A 22,959-nucleotide genomic window follows, 5' to 3' on the forward strand; every position below is an offset into this window, starting at 1 on the left:
TTAGTCGATCGGCTTACAGGCCGAGCATGAACTGCTGGACAGCGTGTGCAAACTGTTCGGGTTCTTCCACGGCGCTCAAATGCGACGCGTTCTTCAGCACTACCAGCCGCGCGCCGGGAATGCGCTGAGCAAGCGTTTCCGACATCGGCAGAGGCGTGCCGGCATCGAGTTCGCCGGCGATCACCAGCGTGGGCGCGGCGATGCGCGGCAGGCGGTCGGTGGTGTCGACTGCGGCCACCGCGGCGCAGCAGGCGATGTAGCCGTCGGCGCCGGTGGTGACAAGGCGACGCCGGAAGCGCGCCACCGTCGCCGGATGTGCCGCGCGAAAGGCCTCGCTGAAGTAGCGGCCCATGACGGCATCCGCGATCGCTTCGAGGCCGCCAGCCTGCACAGCCTCGATGCGCTGGCGCCACATCGCCTGCGCCTCGTCCGGATACCCGGATGTGGAATTGGCGATCACCAGCGCGGCCACCAGGGAAGGGTGGCGCAAGGCCAGCTCCTGCCCCACCATGCCGCCCATCGAAATGCCGACCCACACGACGGGGCCGGAATCGAGTTCGCGCAGCAGGCGCGCGGCGTCGTCGGCCAGGTCCGCCATCGAATACGGGCCGGCCGGCGCGTCCGAGCTGCCGTGGCCGCGGTGGTCGTAGCAGATCACGCGGCAGTCGGCCGACAGTTCATTGGCCAGCTGGTCCCACATGGTCAGGTCGCAGCCAAGGGCGTGGCTCAGCACCACCGTGTTGCGCGGCGCCTTGCCGTTGCGGGGCGCGCGCACGCTGTAGTGGAGGGCCGGCGCGCTGCGCGTCATGCCTTCGCGGCCCACACCGGGATGCACGGCGTCGCCGGGGGCGGCCGGTTCGCCCGCTAGGCCAATGCCGGCCATGATGTGCTGGGCCAGCGAAAAGCCGGTGTTGGCAGCCGGGACGCCCGAATAGATCGAGGCCTGCATCAGCACCTCCTTCAGTTCGTCGGGCGTCAGGCCGCCGTCACCGGGTTCGAGCAGGGCGGCGCGCACATGCAGCTCGAATTCTTCCCAGCGCGCCAGCGCCATGGTCGAGGCGAGCACGATCACGCGGCGCATCTTGGGTTCCAGTCCCGGGCGTCCCCAGATTTCGTGCCAGGCGAAGCGCGTGATCAGGTTCTGGAACTCCGCGTTGAAGCTGTTCGACTTTTCCAGCGAGCGCTCTACCCAGGCGTCGCCGAGGATGCGACGCCGGTTCTGCAGGCCGCGTTCGAAGTCGTGGTCGATTGGATCGTGGCTCATGATTCGTCCTTAGCATATGTCCGGCGCAGCGCGAGCAGGTGGGCGCGCGCCATCGCGGCGGCTGGCGCAGCGGCCGTCACCGGGTCGAACAGCGATCGCCAGTGTCCGATGTCCACCTTGCCGCGCAGGCGCTCGTCGGCGTCGACGGCCTCGGAAGCCACCTCCGACAGATCGCGGCCGGTGGCGAAGGCGGCGCGCGACAGTTCCTCGAGCATTGCGTGCGCGGCGGGGCGGCCGATGAAGCTGCCCAGGTAGCCGGACACTGCTTCGCCGAACACCATGCCGCGCTGCGCGTCGATGTTGGCGCGCATGCGGGCGGCATCGACCTGCAGGCCGGCCATCGCCTCGTTCAGCGCCGACAGCGCGCCGTGGGCGCTGAGGAACAGGCCAGGCCACTCCGCGAGTTCGGCCTGCCAGTTGCCCAGGCCCCGTTCGTGCTGCTGGCCCATCGCGCCGAGCAGCGCGGCCGCGCCGAACGGCGTGCGGTTGGCGGCCGCCAGCGCGATCATGGCCGCCACCGGATTGCGCTTGTGCGGCATCGCCGACGAGCCGCCGCGGCCGGCGCCCGAAGGCTCGGCCAGTTCGCCGATCTCGCCCTGCGCCATCAGCGCCAGGTCGGTGGCGATCTTGCCCAGGCTGCCGGTCAGCACCGCCACTTCGAGCCCCAGCCGGACCCACTCGTCGCGCTGGGTGTGCCATGCGCTATCGGGGCAGGCCAGGCCCAGGTCGGCGGCCATCCGCTGCGCCACCGCCGGACCCTTGCCCCCCATCGCGGCCAGCGTGCCGACCGCGCCTCCCATCTGCAGCTGAAGCGCGCGCGCCGCGGCCGATTGCAGGCGCTCGCGCGCCCGCACCAGCGGCGCGGCCCAGGCGGCCAGCTTGAAGCCGAAGCTGGTCACCTGTGCCGGCTGCATCAGCGTGCGCGCCATCACCGGCGTGTCCAAATGGCGCTCGGCCAGCTCAAACAGGGTGGCGGCCAGCTGCCGCAGGCCGGCGTCGAGCAAGGCGACGGCCTCGCGCGTAACGAGCACCATCGCGGTGTCGATCACGTCCTGGCTGGTGGAGCCGAAATGCACGAAGGTGGACGCGTCCTTGTCGTGCAGCGCGACCGTTTTGGTCAGCTCCTTCACCAGAGGGATCGCCAGGCTGCCGGCGCGGCGGCTCGCGTGCACCAGCGCCGGGATGTCGTACAGTGGCGCCTTGCAGGCGGCGGCAATGGCGCGCGCCGCGCTGTCGGGCAGCATGCCCTCGGCCGCCTGTGCGCGCGCCAGCGCTTCCTCGAAGCTGAACATGGCTTGCACCACCGCGCCGTCGTCGAACACGGCGATCATGTCCGGCGTGGTGAGGAAGCTGTCGAACAGCGAGACGCTCATGCCCGCGCTCCGGCGTAGTCGAAGAACACCGTCTCGTGCTCGCCTTGCATATTGATGTCCCACTGATAGGCGGCGGGGCCGGTCTTGCGGGCGATCAGGGTCGCGCGCCGTGCTTCCGGCACCTGCTGCAGGATCTCGGAGCGCGCCAGTCCCGCATCTTCCTCGAGGAACACGGCGCTGAACTGGTGCAGCAATATGCCGCGGGCGAAGATGGTGATGAACATGACCGGGTCGCCGGCGTTCGCCACGGGAGGGCGGGGCAGCGTGAACTGGAAGCCGCCCTGCATGTCGCTTGGCGTGCGCCGGAATCCGGGCAGCGCCGTGCCTGCGTCGGCTTCGACGCTGGCGGGCGACCACGCCTCGATCATGGCGTCGTCGATCGGTTCGCCGTTCCCATCGCGCAGCGTGCCGCGGATGGTGATGCTGTTCGGGCCGGCGGCGACGGCGTCGCTGGCCGCGCACGCCCAGCGCCACGCCTCGTGCGAGAACGGGCCGATGGTCTGGGATGGTGAGATTGGCAGTGTCATGGCGGCCTCCTGATTAAAGGTTCATCGGCGTGGCGTTGCGGCCGCGCAGGACGATGTCGAACACGTAGCCGAGCATTTCGCTGCCCACGGTTTCTTCGATGCTGAAGCGCGAGATCAGGCGCTGGCGCGCGGCCACATCCGGGATGCTCTGGAAGATCGGGTCGAACTCGAACAGCGGATCGCTTGGAAAATACATCTGGGTGACCAGCCGCTGCGCATACACGTTGCCGAACATCGAAAAGTGGATGTGCGCGGGACGCCATGCCTTGTCGTGATTACCCCACGGGTAAGGGCCGGGCTTGATGGTGACAAAGCGGTAGCGGCCGTCGTCGTCGGTCAGCATCTTGCCCAGGCCGTAGAAGTTGGGGTCGAGCGGCGCGGCGTGCTGGTCGCGCTTGTGCCAGTAGCGGCCGGCCGAATTGGCCTGCCAGACCTCGACCAGCGAGTTGCGCACCGGCTTGCCGTCTTCGTCCACCACGCGACCGGTGACGACGATCTTCTCGCCGAGCGGCTCGCCGCGGCCATGGGCGGTGAGGTCGGTGTCGTTCGGCAGGATCAGGCCGGAGTGGGCGGCCAGGTTGGTCGACGCCGGCGCGCGGGCATGGATCCGCAGCGGCGGCTGGGCAGGACCGCGTTTCACGGTCGACTTGTAAGGAGGGTAGATCAGGGTAGGGTGCGTACCCGGCGGTACGGTATCGAATTCCACGGTGCGTCTCCTGGTGGCGGTTTTGGAAGAGAATTTATCTTCGTGCGACCATCGCTCGAACTGGCCGAATTCGTCGTCGGATGACTAATAGTAGGCCGCGAAAAGCACCTCAACAAGGCCATGCGAACGCGCAATGAGCGCCATTCGCTCGCGCTGTGCGCTTATCGCACAAAAGCTGAATTAATTTGAAAGGAGCGGCTCGGCCCTTTCACGCGCGACATTAACGCCAGCGGCGCGGCCTGGTGAAGGTTCAGGTTGAACTGGGCGCGCTGCTGTTGCGGCGATCGAAAATGGGGTCAGGTCCGCAGGACCAGACCCCGAATGATCATGCGGCGCGGGCAAGGACGTGGCCCGCAGGACCAGACCCCCGAATGATCATGCGGCGCGGGCAAGGACGTGGTCCGCAGGACCAGACCCCCGAATGATCATGCGGCGCGTGCAAGGCCGGGGTCAGGTCCTGCGCGACCTGACCCCATCTTTTGCCGGCGCCGGCGATTCAGCCAAACAGCCCAATCTTTTCTCTGCTTTAGTGGTCTAAGAACCAACGGCTCCCGCACCTCCGCAGAAAAACGCGCTTTTGTGCGCCAATCGCGCAAACGGAGCGAATGGCGAAGGAACCGTGGTTTTGCTAGCTATATTTCGCGTCTGGATTCTTCTAAAGTTGGTTACACAAACAACGCGCAGCTCCGGGATCACCCCGGGCCCGCAAGAAACAACCATCAGGATGAACGCAGTGATTCGACAATAAGTTATTAGGACCTTTAGGAGACAAGCATGGCCAGCCTGACAAAAAACACAGCACACGGCGCCCAGACCAAGAAAGCCACCCTCAGCGGCTGGATCGGCTCGGTACTGGAATACTACGATTTCTTCATCTACGCGACCGCCGCATCGCTGATCTTCCCTCAGATTTTCTTCCCCAAGGGGAATCCAAAGATGGCGCTGATCGCGTCGCTGGCCACCTACGGCGTCGGCTACGTCGCCCGTCCGATCGGCGCCTTCGTCCTGGGCCACTGGGGCGACACTCGCGGCCGCAAGCACGTCCTGATTGTCTGCATGTTCCTGATGGGCATATCCACCATGGCGGTGGGACTGCTACCGACCTACCAGCAAGTGGGCATCCTTGCCCCGATCCTGCTGGTGGCCTTCCGCCTGATCCAGGGCTTCGCGGTGGCCGGCGAAATTTCCGGCGCCAGTTCGATGATCCTCGAGCACGCCCCATTCGGGCGACGCGGCTTCTACGCCAGCTTCACGCTGCAGGGAGTGCAGGCCGGCCAGATCCTCGCCGCCGCCGTGTTCCTGCCGCTGGCGCACTACATGAATGAAGACAGTTTCAACTCGTGGGGCTGGCGCATTCCTTTCCTGCTCAGCTTCGTGGTGATCATCGCCGGCTACATCATCCGGCGCGAGGTGGACGAGACGCCGGCCTTTGCCCAAGAGAGCACCGAAGGCGCACGTCCCAAGGCGCCCGTCATCGAGGCGGTGCAGGAAAACTGGCGCGACATGCTGCGCGTGGTCTGCATGGCGCTGATGAACGTGATCCCGGTGGTCGCCACCATTTTCGGCGCCGCCTACGCGGTGCAGCCCGCCTACGGCATCGGCTTCTCGAAAGACATCTACCTGTGGATTCCGGTGCTGGGCAATTGCCTCGCCATCCTGGTCATTCCCTACGTCGGCAACCTGACCGACAAGATTGGCCGCCGCCCGCCGATCATCGTCGGCGCGCTGGGCTCGGGGCTGCTGTCGTTCGGCTACCTGTACGCCATCAGCATCCATAACGTGCCGCTGGCAATCGTCATGTCGCTGCTGATGTGGGGCGTGGTCTATCAGGGCTACAACGCGGTCTTCCCGAGCTTCTACCCTGAACTGTTCCCGACCCGCACCCGGGTCTCGGCGATGGCCATCTCGCAAAACCTCGGCACCCTGGTGACCGCGATGCTGCCGGCGCTGTTTGCCTGGGTCGCCCCACCGGGTGCGGCCAACATCCCGCTCACCGTCGGCGCCATCGCCTTCGGCGTGACCATCATCGCCGCGCTGGCCGCGCTGAGCGCCCGGGAAACCTCGCGCATCCGCATGACCGACCTGGGAACCGCGAACGCGGTGCCGGTCGAAAAGGCCGAGTACGAACGGCTGCGCCAGCAAAGCGTCGCCAACTCGCGGGAAGCCAGGGTCGCGGCCTGAGCGTCGGCCAGCGCCTGCTGCCGCGGGACGCGCGAGCGTGTCCCGCGGCCCGCGGCTCCCGATCATCCAATCCATTCAAGGAGTGCCTTCAGATGAGTACCGTACCTGGCGCGGACGCGCCCCGCAAGCTGCTGCTCGGCCTGATCGGACGCGGCATCCAGAAATCGATGACGCCGGCGATGCAGGAACAGGAGGCGCGCGAGCAGGGCCTGCGCCTGCACTACCAGCTGATCGACCTGGACGCCACCGGCGCCGGCGTCGATGACTTGCCGGTGCTGCTCAAGGCCATGCGCATCATCGGCTTCGCCGGCTTCAACGTCACCTACCCGTGCAAGCAGGCGATCATCCCGCTGCTCGACGACCTGTCGGTCGAGGCGCGGGCGATGGGGGCGGTGAACACGGTGGTCAACCGCGACGGCAAGCTGGTCGGCCACAACACCGACGGCTCGGGCTGGGCCTGGGGCTTCCAGCGCGCGCTGCCGCAGGCGGACCTGTCGAACGTGGTGCTGCTGGGCGCCGGCGGGGCGGGTTCCGCCATCGCCGACGCCGCCCTGCGCATCGGCGTCCAGCGCCTGACGCTGGTCGATCTCGACGCCGTGCGCACCCAGGCGCTGGCCGACAAGCTCAACGAACAGCATGGCGACGGGCGCGTATCGGCCAGCACCGACATTGCCGCCGCGCTCGATGGCGCGACCGGGCTGATCCACGCGACCCCGACCGGCATGGACAAGTCGCCGGGCCTGCCCTTGCCGGAGGAGCTGCTGCGCCCCTCGTTCTGGGTGTCGGAGATCGTGTATTTCCCGCTCGAGACGGCGTTGCTGAAGGCGGCGCGCGCACGCGGCTGTCCCACCTCCGACGGCGGCGGCATGGCGGTGGGGCAGGCGGTCGGGGCGTTCGAGCTGTTCACCGGACACAAGGCCGATGCGGCGCGCATCGACACCCATTTTCGCAGCATGGTCGCGGCCAAAGGGGCCACGGCGTGATTTGACGCATTCCTCAAACAAAACCCACACCTGGAGATAAGAATGAAGAAGAACATTGCACTCGCGTGCGCCCTGGCGGCGTGTTCCGCCTCGGCCCTGGCCCAATCGACGGCGCTGACGATTTATGGCGACATCGACGCCTACATCGGCTATATCCGCAGCAGCAGCGGCGCCCATGTCACCGGTGTGAACGACGGCTCGATCCTGCGCAGCCGGCTCGGCTTTCGCGGCGCCGAAGACCTGGGCTCGGGGTACACGGCCAAGTTCAACCTGGAACTGGGACTGAACGAAGACACCGGCACCGCCGCCGACACCAGCCGCATCTTCGACCGCCAGGCCTGGGTGGGCATCAGCGCGCCATACGGCGAGTTTCGCATCGGCCGCCAGAATACCGAGATCTTCCTGATCGGCGGCGCCATCGACTACACCGAACGCACCACGTTCGGCTCGATCATCAACACCTTCGGCGTGCCGTCGCGCTACGACAACGATCTCTCCTACAGGACGCCGCGCAAGGGCGGTGTGCAGGCCGCAGTGCATTACGCGCTGCCTGAAAACGGCGGCGCCACGCGCGGCAACAAGGCACTCTGGCAGCTGGCGCTCGACTATCAGAACGGCCCGTACCGGGTCGGCTACGCCGGCCTGCAGGCCAGCCCGAACGAGGTGACCGCGACCATCAGCGAGAAAATCCGCTACCACAACGTCTATGCCGACTACAAGTACGGCAACGGCACGGTGTACGCGGCCTTCGTGCGCAGCAACAACTCGACCGCCAACGCCAACGGGCGCAACGCCGCCACCATCCTGTCCAACGTCGGCAATCCGAACAATTTCTTCCCGGGCACCGACCTCAATGCCGGCCGCTACTACAATATCTGGCAGCTGTCGGCCGACTACAAGATCGCCCCGCAATTGAAGATCGGCGCGCTGTATGGCGTGATGCGCGACACCAGTGGTGGCGACGCGGGCGCGCGTGGCGGCAATGTCGGCGCGTTCTACGAAATGTCCAAGCGCACGACCCTGTATGGATTTGCCAGCTACATGAAGAACCAGGCGAACGCCGGCTTCCGCTTCAGCGGCTCGGCCGCGCCGTCCGCCAACCTGGTGGGCGACGACATCAACGGGCGCGGGCTGACCGGCCTGCAGGCGGGTATCCTGCACCGCTTCTGATTGCCGGCCGAAGCCTTGCACCGAACCCGCGCCTGTGATGCAGGACGCGGGTTTTTTCTTGGGTGTCGAAATGATCGGCGGATTCCGCCTCCTCATCCAGGCCGCCGGCGCTGCGCGCGCCATCATTTCCTCGCGTTCTGAGAGCGAACTAACAGACGAGTGCGCCAATGGTCTGCACACTGCGATTACACCGTGGAATGTTTCGACGGCTCAATCCGACCAATTCAAACCATTGAGGGGCAAAAAATATGAAAAACCTGATCTCCGCAGCCAGAACCGTCATCGTGCTCGGCGCCATTGCCGCCGCAGCGGCCGGATGCAAGCAAACCACTGCCACGGCGCCGGTCGACACCGCAGCGACGACGCCGGTAACGACGACGGCGGACACCGCCGCCAAGCCTAAACACAAGGGCGCAATGAACGGCAACCATTCGACCGCCGGCGACACCGCGATCGGTTCGAGCCACACCGGCATGACCGGCGCCGGCAGTGGCGACGGCGACAAGAACGCCCGCCCTGCGGTCAGGAACAACACCGGCGAGACCCAGGGCACGACGCCGGGCACGTCGCTGCCGGTATCGGACGGCAGCCGCTAGGCAAGCTGACGCGGCGCAGCGCCGGGGCGTAGATTCGTTACCTGAGAGTACCGTGGCCGGCGCCTGTCCGCTAAGGCGGCCCATCCGTGCAAACCGGAACGGGAATCGCGTCATGGCGTTTCGCTCGCTCGAGGAAGCGCAACTCTGCGCCGCCATCCTGCAGATGCAGTATTTGCCCGGCCATCACGTCGTACATCGGGATGTCGCCGACGGGGCGGGCGCACAGGCGGTAGCGCACGTTGCCATCCGCGCCGAGCACATCGATATTGACGGTGGAGTCGAACCGGATGCGGTAACGATCGCCGCTGCTGCCGCCGGTGACGTGAATGTAGCCCTTGGACTGGAAGTCGCCACGCTGCTCCTCGCTCAACAGGGTGAGCAGGAGCGTGCGGGCCCGTTCCGCGGCGCGGACCCGTTGGATTGCCTCGCGGCTACGATGTGCGCGCGCGTCCTGGACGGCCCGGACCCATCGCCACCAGCGGATCCACAGACCGCGCGCCGCACCTGCGCCGGGCAAGTCACCCTCCGACGATGCGCGGAACCAGGACGACGTCGTCCATGGCCGGATCGAACGTCCTCATCAATTGCTTTGGCCCCGCGCCCGCGGCGGCGCCGAACGCCGCGTAGCCATGCCTGAGCAACCGGTCAAATGTTTTTTGGGCCGCCGCAATCTCTTTGGCATTGGACGCATTCCATGTCACCTGGCGGTGACCGGATTCGTCGAGGATGTTCATTGTGCTCATGATTGCTCCTGTCAGGATAGCCGTCGCTCCGTACGAACGGTTAGACAACAGCGCGCGCCGCAAGATCGCTCAAAATTGCAAAAAATTTTACCGCGCGACAGGGTTGCCGCTGCCGTTAACGCTGCATGCCCCGGCGGGGGCCAGGCGGGCGCGATGCAGTTCGGCGAAACCTCGATTTCGCTTCGCGCCGGCGCTCAACGGGGGCTTGCCACCCGCACGCCGTCGCGCACGCGTTCATCCGGATGCGCTATGACGCGCTCGCCCGCCGCGACGCCGGACAGCACCTGCGTCTGCAGCCCATTGCTGGCGCCCGTGGCAAGGTGGCGCTTGCGCGCGCGGCCGGACTCGACCACGTAGGCGGCCCACTGCGCGCCATCGCGAAACAGGGCGCTGGCCGGCACCTGCAGAATGTCCTGGCCCTCCCACACAACAAAGCTCGCTTGAACCCGGTAGCCGTCGCCGAGCCGCTCCCACAGCGGCCGGGGGGACGTGAATGCGACGATGACCCATACCCGCTGCTCCTCGACGCCCAGCGCCGACACCTTGGTGAAGCCGGCCGGCTCGATCCGCTTCACTTCGCCGCGCAGCGCCTGGTCGCCGCCCCAGCGCTCGAACATGACGGGCGTTCCCGGATGCACGCGCACCGCGTCGGCCGACAGCAGGTCCACTTCGACTTCGAGCGCGCGCGGGTCGCCGATCTCGATCAGGGCTTCTCCGGCGCCCACCGGGCCTTCGCTCTTGTGGGGAATCTTCAGCACCCGTCCCGCCACCGGAGATCGCAGCGTGACCATGCCGCCGGTGCCCGGCGCCGCGGCATACATCAGGGCCGTGCGCGCCGCCGCCAGTTCGTGCGCGGCGGTGGCGGCGCCGAATTCCGCGGTCTGCAGCAGGGCGTCGCCGCGCGCCGAGTTGCCGGCCGCGCGGTCGACATCTGCGATGGTGGCGTAGCCGCTGGCGCGCAGCGCCTTCACGCGCGCCAGCTCCTGCCTGGCCAGCTCCGCGTCGGCGCGCGCGGCCGCCTGGCGCTGGCGCGCCGCGCCGGTGTTGCTGGCCGCGGCCCGCACCCGCGCTTCGGCTTCGGCGCGGCTGCGCGCGTCCGGCGCCGGCGCGCGCAGCGGTTCGAGTTCGGCCAGCGCTGCGCCGGCCGCGATCGCGCTCCCCACGTCGAACCCGATGCGGCGCGCGTAGCCCGCCACCGGCGCCGCCACCACATAGCGGTCCACCACGCGGGTGCGGCCCTCCTGTTCGATCGTCACCCGCAGCGCGCCGCGCGCCGCCGCCGCCACGTCGAGGTCAAGCGGCGCCGGGTAGAAGCCATACGCGAGGCCCGCCGCCAGCGCGGCCACCACGGCGCCCACCACGATGCGCCTGCGCCACTGGAATGTCTTTTCCATGCTTACTCCGCGGTCTTCAGCACGGCGACCAGGTTTAGCCGGTCGAGCCGGCGCCGCACGGCCAGTCCTGACAGGATCGCCGAGGCGACTACCACCGTCACGGCGAAGGCGTAAGTGCGCGCCTCGAGCACGACCGGCACGCGGAACAAGTCGGTCTGCAGGGCGTGCGCGATGTAGTGGCACATGGCGCGGCCGAGCAGCAGCCCGGTTGGCAGCGCCACCAGCGTCAGCAGGCCAAGCTCGCCCAGCAGGATGTAGGCAATTTCGGCGCGCGTGAAGCCCAGCACGCGCAGGCTCGCCAGCTCGTGGCCACGCTCGGTCAGCGCGATGCGCGCGCTGTTGTAGATGACGCCGAACGCGATGACGATGGCGAATGCGGTGGCGATCGTACTGAAGAACAGCATGGTCTGCTCCATCATGCGGTTGAAGTTTCGGATCTCCTGCTCGCGCTGGGCCATCCCGGCCACCCGCGGCATGCGCGCGAGCCGCCGGTACAGCTCGGGCAGGGCGGGGCGGTCCACAGCCAGCCAGGCGCCGGACAGCACCGGGCCTTCGCGCATCAGGGCGTTGAGCGCGTGCAGTTCCATGTAGGCCGACACGCCGATGTATTCCCTGACCACGCCGGCGACGACCACCTCGCGCAGCGGGCGCCGTCCTTCCAGCACGTCCACCTGCAGGCGGTCGCCCGCGCGCACGCCGAGCATGTCGGCCAGGAAGTCGGTGAGCATGATGCCGCCCGGCGGCAGCGGCACCGGGCGCAGGCCGGTGTCGAGCAGCCGTTGCAGGTCGCCGCCGTTTTCCATGCCGCGGATGGCGGTGCGGTAGCTGCGCGCGCCGAAGCGCAGCCGCACCGGCACGCTGCGAAATACCTCCACGTGACGCACGCCGGGCAGGGCGGCCAGTTCGGATCGCGCGCGCGCCGCGGCAGGCTCGGTGAACAGGACGGACAGGTCGTCACGCTGGGCGCGCCGGAACTGCACGTCGAGCATGTAGGTGACGGTGTCGCGCTGAAACAGGCTGGTGAGGATGATGCCGCCTCCGAGCGAGACGCCGAGCACGGTCAGCAGCGAGCGCCAGCGTTCGCGCTGGATGTGGCGCACAATCATCCGTGCCGGCTGCGACAGCCAGCGCCCGCCGCCGACTCGCTCGACCCACGAGATGCGGTAGCGCGCCGGCGCGGGCGGGTGCATCGCTTCGGCCGGCTTGAGCGCGATGGTGCGCCGGATCGCCAGCGCCGTCCCGCCGGCCGCCGCGAGCAGGCTGATGGCGGCTGCTTCGAGCGCGATCAGCGGCGGCAGCGTGAAATCGAGATAGGGGAAGTGATAGAACTCGCGGTAAACATGGGACAGGCCGGCGCCGAGCCAGGCGCCCAGCGCGGTGCCGCCGGCGATTCCGAGGGCAGCGATCAACGCCACCAGCTGCAGGTAGTGCCACATCAGCGCACCGTTCGAATAGCCGAACGCCTTGAGCGCGGCGACCTGTTCGCGCTGCGTGGCGACCAGCCGCCCGATCACCACGTGCAGCAGGAACGCGGCGACGCCGAGGAAAATCACCGGGAACAGGGTTGCCAGCGTGCCGAGCTGGGAGAGTTCCTGGGTCAGGTAGCGGTGCGAATGCTGATTCTTGCGGGCATAGGCGCCCAGCCCGCCGTACGGCGCCATCAGCTGGTCGATGCGGGCGATCGCCGCCGCGCTGTCGGCGTGCGGGGCCAGCGCGATGGCGATGTCGTTGAAGGCGCCGTGCATGTCGTAAGCCTGCCCGAGCGCGCGCCGCGCCATCCACAGCACGCCGAAGCGCTTGAAATCGGGCGTTGCGGCGCCGGGGCGCATCTGCTCGATGAATTCCGGCGACAGCGCGGTGCCGACCAGGCGCAGGGCCTGGCGCCGGCCATTGAGCAGGGCGGTGAATGTGGCGCCCGCGTGCAGGCCGTGCGCCTCGGCGAACGGCTTGCTGGCGACCACTTCGTCGGCGCGCAGCGGATCGGGCAGGCGGCCCGACGCCAGGAACAGCGCGTTCAGGCTGGCGCCGGCCTCCGGCGCCGACACCATCAGGCCCGTCACGGGCTCGGAAAACCCCGGCATCTCGAGGCGCACCTGGGCCACCACCCGGAAGTCGGCGCGCGCCACGCCCTCGACCATGCGCACCCGCGCCGCCAATGCGTCTGGCGCCCGCTTGAGCGAGACGAACATGTCGGCGAAGCGATACTTGCGGTAGTAGTCCTGCTGCGTCTCGCGCAGCGCGTGCAGGGTGGCGAGGAACATGACGAAGGTGGCCACGCCGCACATCAGCACCAGCGCGATGGCGACCGCCTGGGCGCGCATGTGCCACAGGTCGCGCAGCAGTTTGCGGTCGAGCGCCTTCACCAGCGCAGCTCGCTCGCCGGCAGCTTGTGCGGGTTGCGCTCGGTGCGCGCCACCAGGCCGTCGCGAAAATGGATGACGCGATCGGCCAGGCCGGCGATCACGACGTTGTGGGTGATGACCACGGTGGTGGTGCGCAGGTCGCGGTTGACCTGTGAGATGACGTCGAGCACCAGCGCGCCGGTCTGCGCATCGAGCGCGCCGGTCGGCTCGTCGCACAGCAGCACTCGCGGGCGCTTGGCGACGGCGCGCGCGATCGACACGCGCTGCTGCTCGCCGCCCGACAGCTGGGCCGGAAAGTGGTCGACCCGTTCGGCAAGGCCGACCAGCGCCAGGGCCGCCTCCGGCGTCATCGGATCGGCGGCGATGTCGGTGACCAGCGCGACGTTTTCGCGCGCGGTGAGGCTGGGAATCAGGTTATAGAACTGGAACACGAAGCCCACCGTGCGGCGCCGGTACTGGGTCATCGCCGCGTCGTCGTCGAGCTGCATGGCGCTGCCGTCGAATCGCACCGTGCCGGCCGACGGCGCATCGAGGCCGCCGAGGATGTTCAGCAGCGTGGACTTGCCGCTGCCCGAAGGCCCGAGCAGCACCACGAATTCGCCGTCGTACAGTTCGAGATCGACGCCGCGCAGCGCCTGTACCAGCACTTCGCCCATCTGGTAGGTCTTGGTGAGTGCGCGCGCCTCGAACAATATGCGCGCCTGATTGCCGGAAGGGGAGGGCATGGCGTCGCGCCGCCGCTCAGGTGTGCGCGCCAGGGCGCCGGTAGATGACGTGGAACACCACACCGACGAAGACCGAGCCGCCGACGATGTTCCCCAATACCACGGGAATCATGTTCGCCGCGAAGCCGCTCCACACGACAGGCGCCGGCGCGCCGGCCTGGCCGGTCCATTGAAGCAGCATCGCCATCGGGATCAGGTACATGTTCGCGACGCTGTGCTCGAAGCCGGCGGCGACAAAGGCGGAGATCGGAAACAGGATCGCGACCGCCTTGTCGAGCACGCTACGCCCCGCGATCGCCATCCAGATCGCCACGCACACCAGCGCATTGCACAGCACCCCGCTGAAGAAGGCGTCGATGAAGGGCAGCGCCGTCTTGGCCGCGGCAATCTGGCGGTACTGGGCCGCCACGGCGCCCTGGTTCAGCGCGGGATGGTTCGACAGCACCACCAGGCAGGCCAGGCCGACCGCGCCGACAAAATTACCGAGAAACACGATCGACCAGTTGCGCAGCAGTTCGCGCGTGCTGATCTTGCCGGCGGCCCAGGCCATCACCAGCAGGTTATTGCCGGTAAAAAGTTCCGCGCCGGCCACCACTACCATCAGCAGGCCGAGCGAGAACACGGCGCCGCCAAGCACCTGGCGCGTCGCGAAGCCCAGCGTGGGATCGGAGCGCACCAGCACGTTGTACAGGGCGCCCATGCCGATGAAGGCGCCCGCGAGGACCGACAGCATCAGCATCGACCGGAAGGGCAGGCGCGCCTTGCTCACCCCCACCGTTTCGACCTTGGCGATGATCTCCGCGGGGGAAAATGCGTCGAATCCGTAAATTTCCATGTGCGTCCTTCTGGAAACCAGAACATCATTGCGCCGAAGGCGGGCGCCCGTGCTAGGGCGAACGCCGGCTGTTCTTCCTGGCGCCCGCGAACACTTTCATGTCGTCGAGGATCGGCGCCATGGCCAGGGCGATCAGCGCGATCGCCAGCGGCAGCGTGGCGATGTAGCCGAAGCGGTGGAAGCTGAAGGCGCCGGTCGCGCCGCCGACGAAAAACGACAGCGCGAGCAGCGACAGCAGTGTCAGGCGTTCGCGGTCGGCGGCGACCGGCAACTGGCCGGGGCGCTCGGTCCGGTTCCAGTAGAGCAGCCGGCCCAGCTCGATGCCGATGTCGGTCACGATGCCGGTGATGTGGGTGGTGCGGATTTCGGCATTGGACAGCTTGGTGACGATGGCGTTTTGCAGGCCCATGATGAAACACAGCAGCATGACGGTGATCGGCACGAACACGCCATCCATCGCGGCTAGTTGCGAGCCGAGCAGGCCGAATCCCAGTAGCAGCGTCGCCTCCACCAGCAGCGGCAAGGCGTACACGCTGTGCATGCGGCGCCGGCGCGAATAGTTGACCATGAGGGCGCAGCTGGCGGCGCCGGCCACGAAGGAAAGCAGCGCGCCGAGCCCGGACGCGATGATGTCGTAACGCCCCACCGCGAGGTGGTCGGCGATCGCCGAGACGATGCCCGTCATGTGCGAGGTGTACTGATGGACCGCGAGGAAGCCGCCGGCGTTGACGGCGCCGGCGACGAAGGCCAGCACGATGCCGAGCTGGCGGTTGGCCGGGGCGGTGCGGTCCCGGCCGATCAGCCTGCGCGCGTAATTGATGGGCATAGGCGCGCAATCATGTCAGTTCCACCAGCGTGGTATGCCCGAAGCGCTCGCGGTAGTCGAGGATGGAAATGACCTGCGGCACGATCCTGATGAACAGCATGCCCGACCAGGGAAGCGCGCCGGTGCCCTTGATGTATTGGGACAGATGCGGATAGCGGCCCAGCAGGCGGTCCGCCGTGGTGCGCATTTGCGCCGCGTCGGCCAGCACGGTGGCGATCCCGCCGATGGAGATGCCCTGCAGGTCGCGCCACTCGCGCCTGGTCCGGTTGATGGTGGCCGACACCTTGCCGTTAGCGCGGATGTTGTGCGCCTTCTGGCTGTCCAGCCCGACCGCGCAGTACAGGGTCAGGTCCTCGTGGACGAAGTTCACCGTCGTCGACTGGGGAAAACCATCCGGACGGCAGGTGGCCAGGCTCATCTCGGTCGACTCGTCGAGCACCTTCAGGATAGCGGTCAGGTCGGCTTGGTTGATCGGCTTCATGATTTCTCCGGGCGCGCGGGCATGTGTCAAGCCTATGCTTCAGCAGGCATTCCGTCCAGAGAAAAGCGTTTATCTCAAATTGCCATTGGGCCGTATTTGACTTGCATCAAATGCGCGCGCCCGACCTGCCCCCATCCGTGCTTTATCGCCGCAGCAACGGCGCGCCGTTCAGCGCAAACGGCATGGCGCGCGCCCAGCGGTTGGAGGAAAGCGAAAACGTCAGCGCGCGAACGTAGTGGTACCAGCCCGCCGGCACGTACAGCATGTCGCCGGGATTGACGATGACCTCGATCAGCGAGGCCTGGCGCGCCAGCGGGAATTTGTCGAAATCCGGCGCTTCGGGATTGACCGGGGATCCGAACAGGATCGCGTTGGCCTCGCTCGGATACAGGAATTGATCGTGGTGCGGCGGCGACAGGAAGATGCGCTTGCTGCCCCAGACCTGCGCGAAGATATTGTCGTCGTAGTCGCAGTGCAGCGGCGTCACCGTGCCGGCGGGGCCGACCCAGAAGCGCGGCGGGCCCATTTTATCGAAGTAGGTGGGCCAGTGGCACAGGCGGTTCAATTCGCGCAGTTCCAGGTTGCCCAGGTAGGGCGGCAGATGCTGCGTGCCGGCAGCGACAAGATCGAGATACTCCAGCATCGACATGTCCTGCATCGCGCGGTCCGGCGCGAACGCGGTATTGATGTAGTCGCCCACCCGCGCGCGCACCGGCAGGTGGCTGAAGCGCTCGCGCAGCGATTCCGGCGTGAGGGCGGTGAGCGGCCAGCGATCCACCACGCCGGTGATCAGGAAGGGCCGGCCCTCGGCGGCGCGCGCGCGAAACGCCGCGGCATCGAGCTTGCCGAGGCGCGGCACTTCGGAAATCGACGGCAGGGCGCGCGCGGCATCCTTGATCGCCTCGCGCATCTCGTGGATCGACGTGACGCCGCGCACCAGCGCATCCCTTTGTTCGCGCGCCTGCTTCTTTGCGGCTGCATCGGCATGCGACGTGGACCGCGATGCCTCCAAAGGCGGCAGCCGCTGCGGGGAGAGCGGTTTTCTTTGTTCTGACATTAGTCCTTTTATTTCTTGTCTGGTTCGGTTCATCGCGAACCGGCAGGATCTTATCAAATACCGCAACTGGCCACAGGTTCGGCCCTTGAATATCGACGGCGTATCACCACTTGTTGCAAATAATGAAACAGAAGCTCAATTGGAAGACGCCGCTGTTTTTTTGCCTCTTGCCGATATTCCTGATCATGATCTTCCTAGGATTCCCGTTGCCGATGGCGCCGCCGCCGGCGACCAAGCCAAAGCAGGAGGAGTCCGTGACCGTGAAGAAGAAGAAGCGGACCGATCGCATTGTGTACTAGTGCGGGTGGACGCCGCGCCCCACCAAATGCGCATGCAGCTTCTCGCGCTCCGCGCCGGGCTCCTCGAGATAGTTGATCTTGCCGGCGACGATGGTCGCCACCGGCACGCCATCGCGGAACAGCACGCGATTGCCCGCGATGGCAGGGACTTTATCGCCCGGTAGCAGCGTGCCGCACAGGTTGAGCGGATCGACGCCGGAGATGCACACCAGGCTGCCGTCGTGCGCGCGCCGGCGCACTTCGCGCAGCAGCGGAATGGCTTCGGGCAGCGCGAACTGTTCGCCCGAAAAGCCCGCGACAAAGCGGCCGCCGCGGATCTCGCCGCGCGCTTCGAGCCGATGGTACACCGGCAGCAGCTCGCGCCACGACGGCAGCCACGCCGCTTCGCGCTCCAGAAGCCGCCAGAACATCACGCCGTAGCGGCGCAACAGCGTCATGGCGATGTATTCCAGCGTTTCCGGTGCGGTGCGCGGCTTGCGCGCGGGCTTGCCGGTCGCAGGTTCAGGCAGCGCTTCCACGTCGCCGCGCCGCACCAGGGCCCAGCGTCCCGCTTCCTCCATCGTCGGGCCTGCGCCGCGGCGCCTGCGCTTGTCGTTGCTGGCGCGTTTGGATGCGGGCAGCAGCATGGCGCGCATGCCTGCGAAACTGTCGGCGTTGACCACCCCGGTCGATACCAGTTCGCCCAGCGCGTTCTCCAGCTCCACTGGCAACAGGCGCGTGTCCTGCTGCAGCTCGTCGAAGAACATGGCGCCGTCGCGCCGCAGCGCTTCCAGCACGAAGGTGGCGCGCGGCGAGATCTCCGGCGGGCCATTTGGGCCGGGGAGCGAATGCCACAGGGCAGTCTGGCGGCGCGGCAGCAGCACGATGGGCGTGCTGCGCACCGGGCCGCCGGCCGCCGAACGCGGCGCGCCGACGCGCGTCCAAACCAGCTTGCCGGCGCGGCACAGATCGTCCAGCCCGAGAATGGAGTAGTCGCGCAGGCGCAGGGCGAGCAGGTCGCTTTCCCACGCGCCGGCCGCCGCTTCATAGCCTTCGAGCTGCGCCAGCACCTGCGGCAAGGCGTCGTCGCCATGCCATTGCGTGCCATCGGACAGGTGCTGCCAGTCGAACAGGAAGCGCATGAAATCCTGCCGCTCGACCGGCTCGATCTCGCGCCGCAGCCGCTTGATCGTGTAGCGGTGGATGCGCGCCAGCAGGTGGCGCTCGCACCATCCCTCGTCCGGCGCACCCGGCGTGAAGCGCCCGCGCATGACGTAGCCTTCGCTTTCGAGCTGGGTCAGCGCGATGGCGGCGGTCGGTTCCGGCAGCGCCAGGCTGGCTGCGATCGCCGCAAGCGGTTGCGGCCCGAAGCCGGTCAGGCGCGCGCGCAGGATTTCGACCAGAGCGGCGTCGCGCGTCCACGCTTCGTCGCCGTTGCCGCGATGGCTGTCGGGGATGTCCAGCGCCGGCGCAGCGATCGCTTCCGGATAGGCGGCCTGCAGGCAGTCGAGCCGTTCGAGCGGCACCCACAAGTCGGCGCCGTCGCCGCGCAGCCGAGTAGCACGGCCGCCTTTGGCAAGCGAGTCGAGCCACGCCGCCCAGCCTTCTTTGCGCGCAGCTTCCTCCTGCGTTACACACGACAGCGCGACCAGAGCCTCCTGCATCTCGTCGGCGCCGCGCGGCTGCGGCCACGCTTCTTCCGCCACGCCCGCGATGGCTTCCGCATCGAGCGCGCCCATGTCGTCGGTGGACGCCGGATCGCTCCAGCGCCGGCTCATGACCGCCTGCGTGCGGCGCTCTTCCAGCGGCGCGTCGTCCAGGAAGGCGTAAGGACGCGCGTTCAGGATTTCCATCGCCAGCGGCGACGGCGCCGGCAGGTCGCGCGACAGCAGGCGCACTTCGCCCGCTTCGATGCGGCGCAGCAGGGCCAGCCAGCCTTCGCTGTCCATCGCCTCGTGCAGGCAGTCGTCGAGCGTCTGGTCGACCAGCGGATGGCTTGGCAGTTCGCGCTCGCCGACGACATTCTCCAGGCACGCCGCCTGGTCGGGGAACACGGCGGCCAGCAGGTCGTCGCTCTTCATGCGCTGCAGCTGGGGCGCCACCTTGCGTCCGCCGGTGAAGCGCGGCAGGGCAAGGGCGGTGGTGGCGTTCCAGCGCCATCGCACGTTGAACAGCGGCGCGTCGAGCAGGGCCTGCACCAGGATATGTTCGGCGCTGGCCGATTTCAGGTAGCGCCAGACCTCGTCGAGCGGAAAGCTGTGGGAGGTCGAGAGCGACAGGATGATCGCGTCTTCGGTCGCTGCGGCCTGCAGTTCGAAGTTGAAGCTGCGGCAGAAGCGCTTGCGCAGCGCCAGGCCCCAGGCGCGGTTGATGCGGCTGCCGAACGGCGTGTGCAGCACCAGTTGCATGCCGCCCGACTCGTCGAAGAAGCGTTCCATGACCAGCGTGTCCTGGGTCGGCAGGGCGCCCAGCGCGGCGCGGGAACGCGCCAGGTACTCGACGATCTGGCGCGCGGCGTCTTCGTTCAGGCCCAGGTGCTCGTCCAGCCAGGCGACCGCGCGGTCCAGCGCCGCTTCGCCTTCGGCCTCGGACAGCTCGCGATCGATCTCGCCGCGCAGGCGCGCAACGCCGGCCGAAAGTTCGTCGCTGCGGCCCGGCGCTTCGCCCAGCCAGAACGGAATGTTGGGCGCCGCGCCGTGGGCATCTTCCACGCGCACCTTGCCCGCTTCGACCCGCATGATGCGGTAAGAGGTGTTCCCGAGCTGGAAAACGTCGCCGGCGAGGCTTTCGACCGCAAAGTCTTCGTTGACCGTGCCGACCGACTGGCCCTGCGGCTCGAGCAGCACGGTGTAGTCGGCATTGTCGGGGATGGTGCCGCCCGAAGTGACCGCGGCCAGCTTGCCGCCGCGCCGGCCGCGCAGCGAGCGGGTGGCGGCGTCGCGGTGCAGGTAGGCGCCGCGCACGCCGTTGCGGGTGGTGTAGCCTTCGGCGAGCATGCGCAGCACGGCGTCGTAGTTCGCGCGTTCGAGCTGCGCGTACGGTTGCGCGCGGCGCACCAGCTCGAACAGTTCGTCCTCGCCCCATTCGCGGTTGGCCACTTCGGCCACGATCTGCTGCGCCAGCACGTCCAGCGGCGTGCGCGGGATGCGCAGGGCGTCCAGTTCGCCGCGGCGCACGCAGTCGAGCAACGCCGCGCATTCGATCAGGTCGTCGCGCGAGGTCGGGAACAGGCGGCCTTTCGGCATGCCGCCGACCTGGTGGCCCGACCGGCCCACGCGCTGCAGCAGCGAGGCGATGTTGCGCGGCGAGCCGACCTGGCACACCAGGTCCACGTCGCCGATGTCGATGCCCAGCTCCAGCGACGCGGTGGCGATCAGCACCTGCAGGTCGCCGGCCTTCAGGCGCTGTTCGGCCACCAGGCGGTATTCCTTGGCCAGGCTGCCGTGGTGCGCGGCCACGTGTTCCGATCCCAGCCGGTCGCCGAGGTGGCGCGCCAGCCGTTCGGCCATGCGCCGCGTATTGACGAAAATGAGGGAGGTCCGGTGCAGCACCACCAGTTCGGCCATGCGGTCGTAGACGCGCTCCCACACCTCGTTGGGCATGATCGCTTCGAGCGGCACCGGCGGCAGTTCCAGCGCCAGGTCGCGCGCGCGCACGTGTCCGACGTCCACCACGTCGCAATCGGCGCCGCCGCCACGAAGGAAGTCGGCCACCAGGGACAGGGGTTTCTGGGTGGCCGACAGGCCGATCCGCACCGGCGGGCGCGGGCACAGCGCGGCTAACCGCTCGAGGCTGAGCGCGAGGTGGCTGCCACGCTTGCTGCCGGCGACGGCGTGGATTTCGTCGACGATCACGGTGCGCACGGTCGAGAGCATGGCGCGGCCGCTGTCGGAGCCCAGCAGCACGTATAGCGATTCTGGCGTCGAGACCAGGATGTGCGGGGCGCGCTTGCGCATGGCGTTGCGTTCGGCGGTGGTGGTGTCGCCGGTGCGCACTGCGGTGCGGATGCCGTGCTCCCGCAGGCCCATTTCCGTCAGCTTGCGGCCGATGCCTTCCAGCGGGCCTTGCAGGTTGACGCGGATGTCGTTCGACAGCGCCTTCAGCGGCGACACGTACAGCACCTGGGTTTCGTCGGGCAGCGGCGCGTCGCGGCTTTCGCGCACCAGCGCGTCGATCGCGGCCAGGAAGGCGGTCAGGGTCTTGCCGGAGCCCGTGGGCGCGGCCACCAGGGTGGTGCGGCCGGCCTGGATCAGGGGCCAGGCGCGCAGCTGGGCCTCGGTCGCGGCCGGGAAGGCCGCACCGAACCATGCTGCGACGGCAGGATGGAAGTTCCGCCAGACGCTGTCGACGGGAACGCGCTTGTTCATTTGATGCAGATGGGGGCAGCCGAACGGATGGCAAGGCCACCATTATCTCGCAACTGCGAAGGAGATAGCGCGGCGCGCAAGACGGGGTCAGGTCCGCAGGACCAGACCCCGGGTTACCGCGGAGGGGTTAGCGCAAGTTGATCATCTTGCCGGCGCCGGGACCGTCTTCCAGCTTCCAGCTCAGTTTCAAGCTGCCTGGCGCGAAGTCGGCCGGCACCTGCGCCTGCATGGCGAAGCTGACGCTGGAATTGGCCGGGATCTGGCCGCCCGCCGCGCCGCAATTGAGGCGCAGCGTGGTGGCCGCCGACTTGCCATCGGCATACAGCGACTGCGTGTAGGCCGGGCAGGACGCCAGCGAAATCGGCGCGGCGGTCGGATTCGACAATGTCACCGTGTAGGCCAGCATGGCGCCGCGGCTCGCGTCATCGGCCACGCTCACGCTGCCGGCGAGCTGCTCGAGCGGCGACACCGCTTTGGCCGCGCCGTCATTTTGCACGCGGTGGAAGCGGATCACCGAGGCGCGGCCGCACAGGGTATCGACGTGCACGCCGTTCAGCACTTTCACGCCGCCGCCCGGCAGGGCCAGCTGCAGTTGCCGGCTGACCTTGCGCTGCGGCTTGGCCGCCGCGTCGCACGAACCGGGAGTCCCCATCAGCATCAGCGCCGATTCGCCCGGCGCAAGCTCGATGCGCTCGTTTGCCAGTTGCGGCGCGAGGTCGCTGGCGCCAACCGTCTGCGGCGCTTCGCCCACCGGCTGCAATTGCGCGCTCGGGAAGCCGGGCAGGTGGCACGTGGCGGCGCCGTTATTGGTGAGGCGGATCTCCTGCGTGGCGTGGCCGCGATAGGCGCCCGCCGGCCCGGCCGCGACCGCGAGGTCGGCGCCCGAGCAAGGATGGGTGAAGCCGGCGGCGGCCGGCGTCGCCGCGGCCTTTGCCGCCGCGGGCTGGTTCAGGAAGGGCACCGGCTGGGCGCCGTGCGCCTGGCCAGCCAGCGATAACATGAGGACGGACATGGCGGACAGGCCGCCGGTGAATTTCGAACGAGTTGACATTGCTGAAGCTCCGAATAATTGGATCATGACGGGATATCG

20 protein-coding genes are annotated in these 22,959 nt (G+C 68.0%); 5 read left to right on the top strand and 15 right to left on the bottom strand.

Annotated features, from left to right (window positions below):
• Window positions 1-13: 13 nt before the first annotated feature.
• From pcaD to pcaH, 4 genes are read right to left on the bottom strand one after another with little or no spacing between them, the layout of a single operon-like run.
• Window positions 14-1,264, bottom strand: coding sequence for a 3-oxoadipate enol-lactonase (pcaD, locus tag Q4S45_RS06505; protein WP_305510244.1), 1,251 nt, complete (start codon window positions 1,262-1,264; stop codon window positions 14-16).
• Window positions 1,261-2,637, bottom strand: a complete 1,377-nt coding sequence (gene pcaB / locus Q4S45_RS06510; RefSeq protein ID WP_305510245.1) for a 3-carboxy-cis,cis-muconate cycloisomerase — start codon at window positions 2,635-2,637, stop codon at window positions 1,261-1,263. Before pcaB ends, pcaD begins: the two co-directional genes overlap by 4 nt.
• Entirely contained in the window at window positions 2,634-3,164 is a 531-nt protein-coding gene (locus Q4S45_RS06515) for a protocatechuate 3,4-dioxygenase (RefSeq protein WP_305510247.1), read from the bottom strand. The genes pcaB and Q4S45_RS06515 overlap by 4 nt, the downstream gene beginning before the upstream one ends.
• A 13-nt stretch (window positions 3,165-3,177) precedes the next feature.
• A complete protein-coding gene (gene pcaH, locus Q4S45_RS06520) occupies window positions 3,178-3,870 on the bottom strand; it encodes a protocatechuate 3,4-dioxygenase subunit beta (protein ID WP_305510249.1) in 693 nt (230 codons plus the stop codon).
• A gap of 774 nt (window positions 3,871-4,644) precedes the next feature.
• On the opposite strand from pcaH, the gene Q4S45_RS06525 reads away from it, so the two are divergent.
• The 4 genes from Q4S45_RS06525 (at window position 4,645) to Q4S45_RS06540 (ending at window position 8,800) form a co-directional block, all read left to right on the top strand.
• Window positions 4,645-6,051, top strand: coding sequence for an MFS transporter (locus tag Q4S45_RS06525; protein WP_305510251.1), 1,407 nt, complete (start codon window positions 4,645-4,647; stop codon window positions 6,049-6,051).
• Window positions 6,052-6,143: 92 nt separating this feature from the next.
• On the top strand, window positions 6,144-7,034 hold the full coding sequence (locus Q4S45_RS06530; RefSeq protein ID WP_305510252.1) for a shikimate dehydrogenase: 891 nt from the start codon (window positions 6,144-6,146) through the stop codon (window positions 7,032-7,034).
• 42 nt (window positions 7,035-7,076) lie between these two features.
• Window positions 7,077-8,204 carry a porin gene (locus Q4S45_RS06535; protein ID WP_305510253.1) on the top strand — a complete coding sequence of 376 codons (1,128 nt, stop codon included), beginning with the start codon at window positions 7,077-7,079 and terminating at the stop codon, window positions 8,202-8,204.
• Window positions 8,205-8,452: 248 nt separating this feature from the next.
• Window positions 8,453-8,800, top strand: a complete 348-nt coding sequence (locus Q4S45_RS06540) for a hypothetical protein (protein WP_305510255.1) — start codon at window positions 8,453-8,455, stop codon at window positions 8,798-8,800.
• Window positions 8,801-8,870: 70 nt separating this feature from the next.
• Here the strand turns inward: Q4S45_RS06540 and Q4S45_RS06545 are convergent, their stop codons facing one another.
• From Q4S45_RS06545 to Q4S45_RS06585, 9 genes are all read right to left on the bottom strand, one after another.
• Window positions 8,871-9,317, bottom strand: a complete 447-nt coding sequence (locus Q4S45_RS06545; RefSeq protein ID WP_305510257.1) for a hypothetical protein — start codon at window positions 9,315-9,317, stop codon at window positions 8,871-8,873.
• A gap of 1 nt (window position 9,318) precedes the next feature.
• Window positions 9,319-9,543 carry a hypothetical protein gene (locus Q4S45_RS06550; protein ID WP_305510259.1) on the bottom strand — a complete coding sequence of 75 codons (225 nt, stop codon included), beginning with the start codon at window positions 9,541-9,543 and terminating at the stop codon, window positions 9,319-9,321.
• 194 nt (window positions 9,544-9,737) lie between these two features.
• On the bottom strand, window positions 9,738-10,937 hold the full coding sequence (locus Q4S45_RS06555) for an efflux RND transporter periplasmic adaptor subunit (protein WP_305510261.1): 1,200 nt from the start codon (window positions 10,935-10,937) through the stop codon (window positions 9,738-9,740).
• 2 nt (window positions 10,938-10,939) lie between these two features.
• Entirely contained in the window at window positions 10,940-13,300 is a 2,361-nt protein-coding gene (locus Q4S45_RS06560) for an ABC transporter permease (RefSeq protein ID WP_305510263.1), read from the bottom strand.
• Window positions 13,297-14,025 (bottom strand): ABC transporter ATP-binding protein, encoded by a 729-nt coding sequence (locus tag Q4S45_RS06565; RefSeq protein ID WP_305510265.1) that lies wholly within the window; start codon window positions 14,023-14,025, stop codon window positions 13,297-13,299. The genes Q4S45_RS06560 and Q4S45_RS06565 overlap by 4 nt, the downstream gene beginning before the upstream one ends.
• Before the next feature lie 16 nt (window positions 14,026-14,041).
• A complete protein-coding gene (locus Q4S45_RS06570; protein WP_305510267.1) occupies window positions 14,042-14,860 on the bottom strand; it encodes a formate/nitrite transporter family protein in 819 nt (272 codons plus the stop codon).
• Window positions 14,861-14,912: 52 nt separating this feature from the next.
• The gene (locus Q4S45_RS06575; protein WP_305510269.1) at window positions 14,913-15,686 is read right to left on the bottom strand and encodes a YoaK family protein; all 774 of its coding nucleotides are present in this window, start codon (window positions 15,684-15,686) and stop codon (window positions 14,913-14,915) included.
• 10 nt (window positions 15,687-15,696) lie between these two features.
• Window positions 15,697-16,167 (bottom strand): pyridoxamine 5'-phosphate oxidase family protein, encoded by a 471-nt coding sequence (locus Q4S45_RS06580; protein WP_305510270.1) that lies wholly within the window; start codon window positions 16,165-16,167, stop codon window positions 15,697-15,699.
• A gap of 142 nt (window positions 16,168-16,309) precedes the next feature.
• Window positions 16,310-17,224 carry a cupin-like domain-containing protein gene (locus Q4S45_RS06585; RefSeq protein ID WP_305510271.1) on the bottom strand — a complete coding sequence of 305 codons (915 nt, stop codon included), beginning with the start codon at window positions 17,222-17,224 and terminating at the stop codon, window positions 16,310-16,312.
• A 122-nt stretch (window positions 17,225-17,346) separates the two neighbouring features.
• On the opposite strand from Q4S45_RS06585, the gene Q4S45_RS06590 reads away from it, so the two are divergent.
• The gene (locus Q4S45_RS06590; RefSeq protein WP_305510273.1) at window positions 17,347-17,523 is read left to right on the top strand and encodes a hypothetical protein; all 177 of its coding nucleotides are present in this window, start codon (window positions 17,347-17,349) and stop codon (window positions 17,521-17,523) included.
• Here Q4S45_RS06590 and Q4S45_RS06595 read toward each other — a convergent pair.
• On the bottom strand, window positions 17,520-21,869 hold the full coding sequence (locus tag Q4S45_RS06595) for a DEAD/DEAH box helicase (protein WP_305510275.1): 4,350 nt from the start codon (window positions 21,867-21,869) through the stop codon (window positions 17,520-17,522). The two genes, Q4S45_RS06590 and Q4S45_RS06595, sit on opposite strands and share 4 nt — an antisense overlap.
• Before the next feature lie 127 nt (window positions 21,870-21,996).
• Complete coding sequence (locus Q4S45_RS06600) at window positions 21,997-22,920, bottom strand: DUF4232 domain-containing protein (protein WP_305510276.1); 924 nt, start codon at window positions 22,918-22,920, stop codon at window positions 21,997-21,999.
• Window positions 22,921-22,959 lie beyond the last annotated feature (39 nt).

The organism is Massilia sp. R2A-15 (genome assembly GCF_030704305.1).
GTDB lineage: Bacteria > Pseudomonadota > Gammaproteobacteria > Burkholderiales > Burkholderiaceae_D > JAFCUW01.

Excerpts from the sequence above, each read along its gene's own strand:
- pcaD (WP_305510244.1), bottom strand. The coding sequence starts at position 1,264 with ATGAGCCACGATCCAATCGACCACGACTTCGAACGCGGCCTGCAGAAC.
- Q4S45_RS06550 (WP_305510259.1), bottom strand. The coding sequence starts at position 9,543 with ATGAGCACAATGAACATCCTCGACGAATCCGGTCACCGCCAGGTGACA.
- Q4S45_RS06565 (WP_305510265.1), bottom strand. The coding sequence starts at position 14,025 with ATGCCCTCCCCTTCCGGCAATCAGGCGCGCATATTGTTCGAGGCGCGC.
- Q4S45_RS06600 (WP_305510276.1), bottom strand. The coding sequence starts at position 22,920 with ATGTCAACTCGTTCGAAATTCACCGGCGGCCTGTCCGCCATGTCCGTC.
- Q4S45_RS06555 (WP_305510261.1), bottom strand. The coding sequence starts at position 10,937 with ATGGAAAAGACATTCCAGTGGCGCAGGCGCATCGTGGTGGGCGCCGTG.
- Q4S45_RS06570 (WP_305510267.1), bottom strand. The coding sequence starts at position 14,860 with ATGGAAATTTACGGATTCGACGCATTTTCCCCCGCGGAGATCATCGCC.
- Q4S45_RS06540 (WP_305510255.1), top strand. The coding sequence starts at position 8,453 with ATGAAAAACCTGATCTCCGCAGCCAGAACCGTCATCGTGCTCGGCGCC.
- Q4S45_RS06535 (WP_305510253.1), top strand. The coding sequence starts at position 7,077 with ATGAAGAAGAACATTGCACTCGCGTGCGCCCTGGCGGCGTGTTCCGCC.
- Q4S45_RS06585 (WP_305510271.1), bottom strand. The coding sequence starts at position 17,224 with ATGTCAGAACAAAGAAAACCGCTCTCCCCGCAGCGGCTGCCGCCTTTG.
- Q4S45_RS06595 (WP_305510275.1), bottom strand. The coding sequence starts at position 21,869 with ATGAACAAGCGCGTTCCCGTCGACAGCGTCTGGCGGAACTTCCATCCT.
- Q4S45_RS06580 (WP_305510270.1), bottom strand. The coding sequence starts at position 16,167 with ATGAAGCCGATCAACCAAGCCGACCTGACCGCTATCCTGAAGGTGCTC.
- Q4S45_RS06575 (WP_305510269.1), bottom strand. The coding sequence starts at position 15,686 with ATGCCCATCAATTACGCGCGCAGGCTGATCGGCCGGGACCGCACCGCC.
- Q4S45_RS06530 (WP_305510252.1), top strand. The coding sequence starts at position 6,144 with ATGAGTACCGTACCTGGCGCGGACGCGCCCCGCAAGCTGCTGCTCGGC.
- pcaB (WP_305510245.1), bottom strand. The coding sequence starts at position 2,637 with ATGAGCGTCTCGCTGTTCGACAGCTTCCTCACCACGCCGGACATGATC.
- Q4S45_RS06515 (WP_305510247.1), bottom strand. The coding sequence starts at position 3,164 with ATGACACTGCCAATCTCACCATCCCAGACCATCGGCCCGTTCTCGCAC.
- Q4S45_RS06590 (WP_305510273.1), top strand. The coding sequence starts at position 17,347 with ATGAAACAGAAGCTCAATTGGAAGACGCCGCTGTTTTTTTGCCTCTTG.
- Q4S45_RS06525 (WP_305510251.1), top strand. The coding sequence starts at position 4,645 with ATGGCCAGCCTGACAAAAAACACAGCACACGGCGCCCAGACCAAGAAA.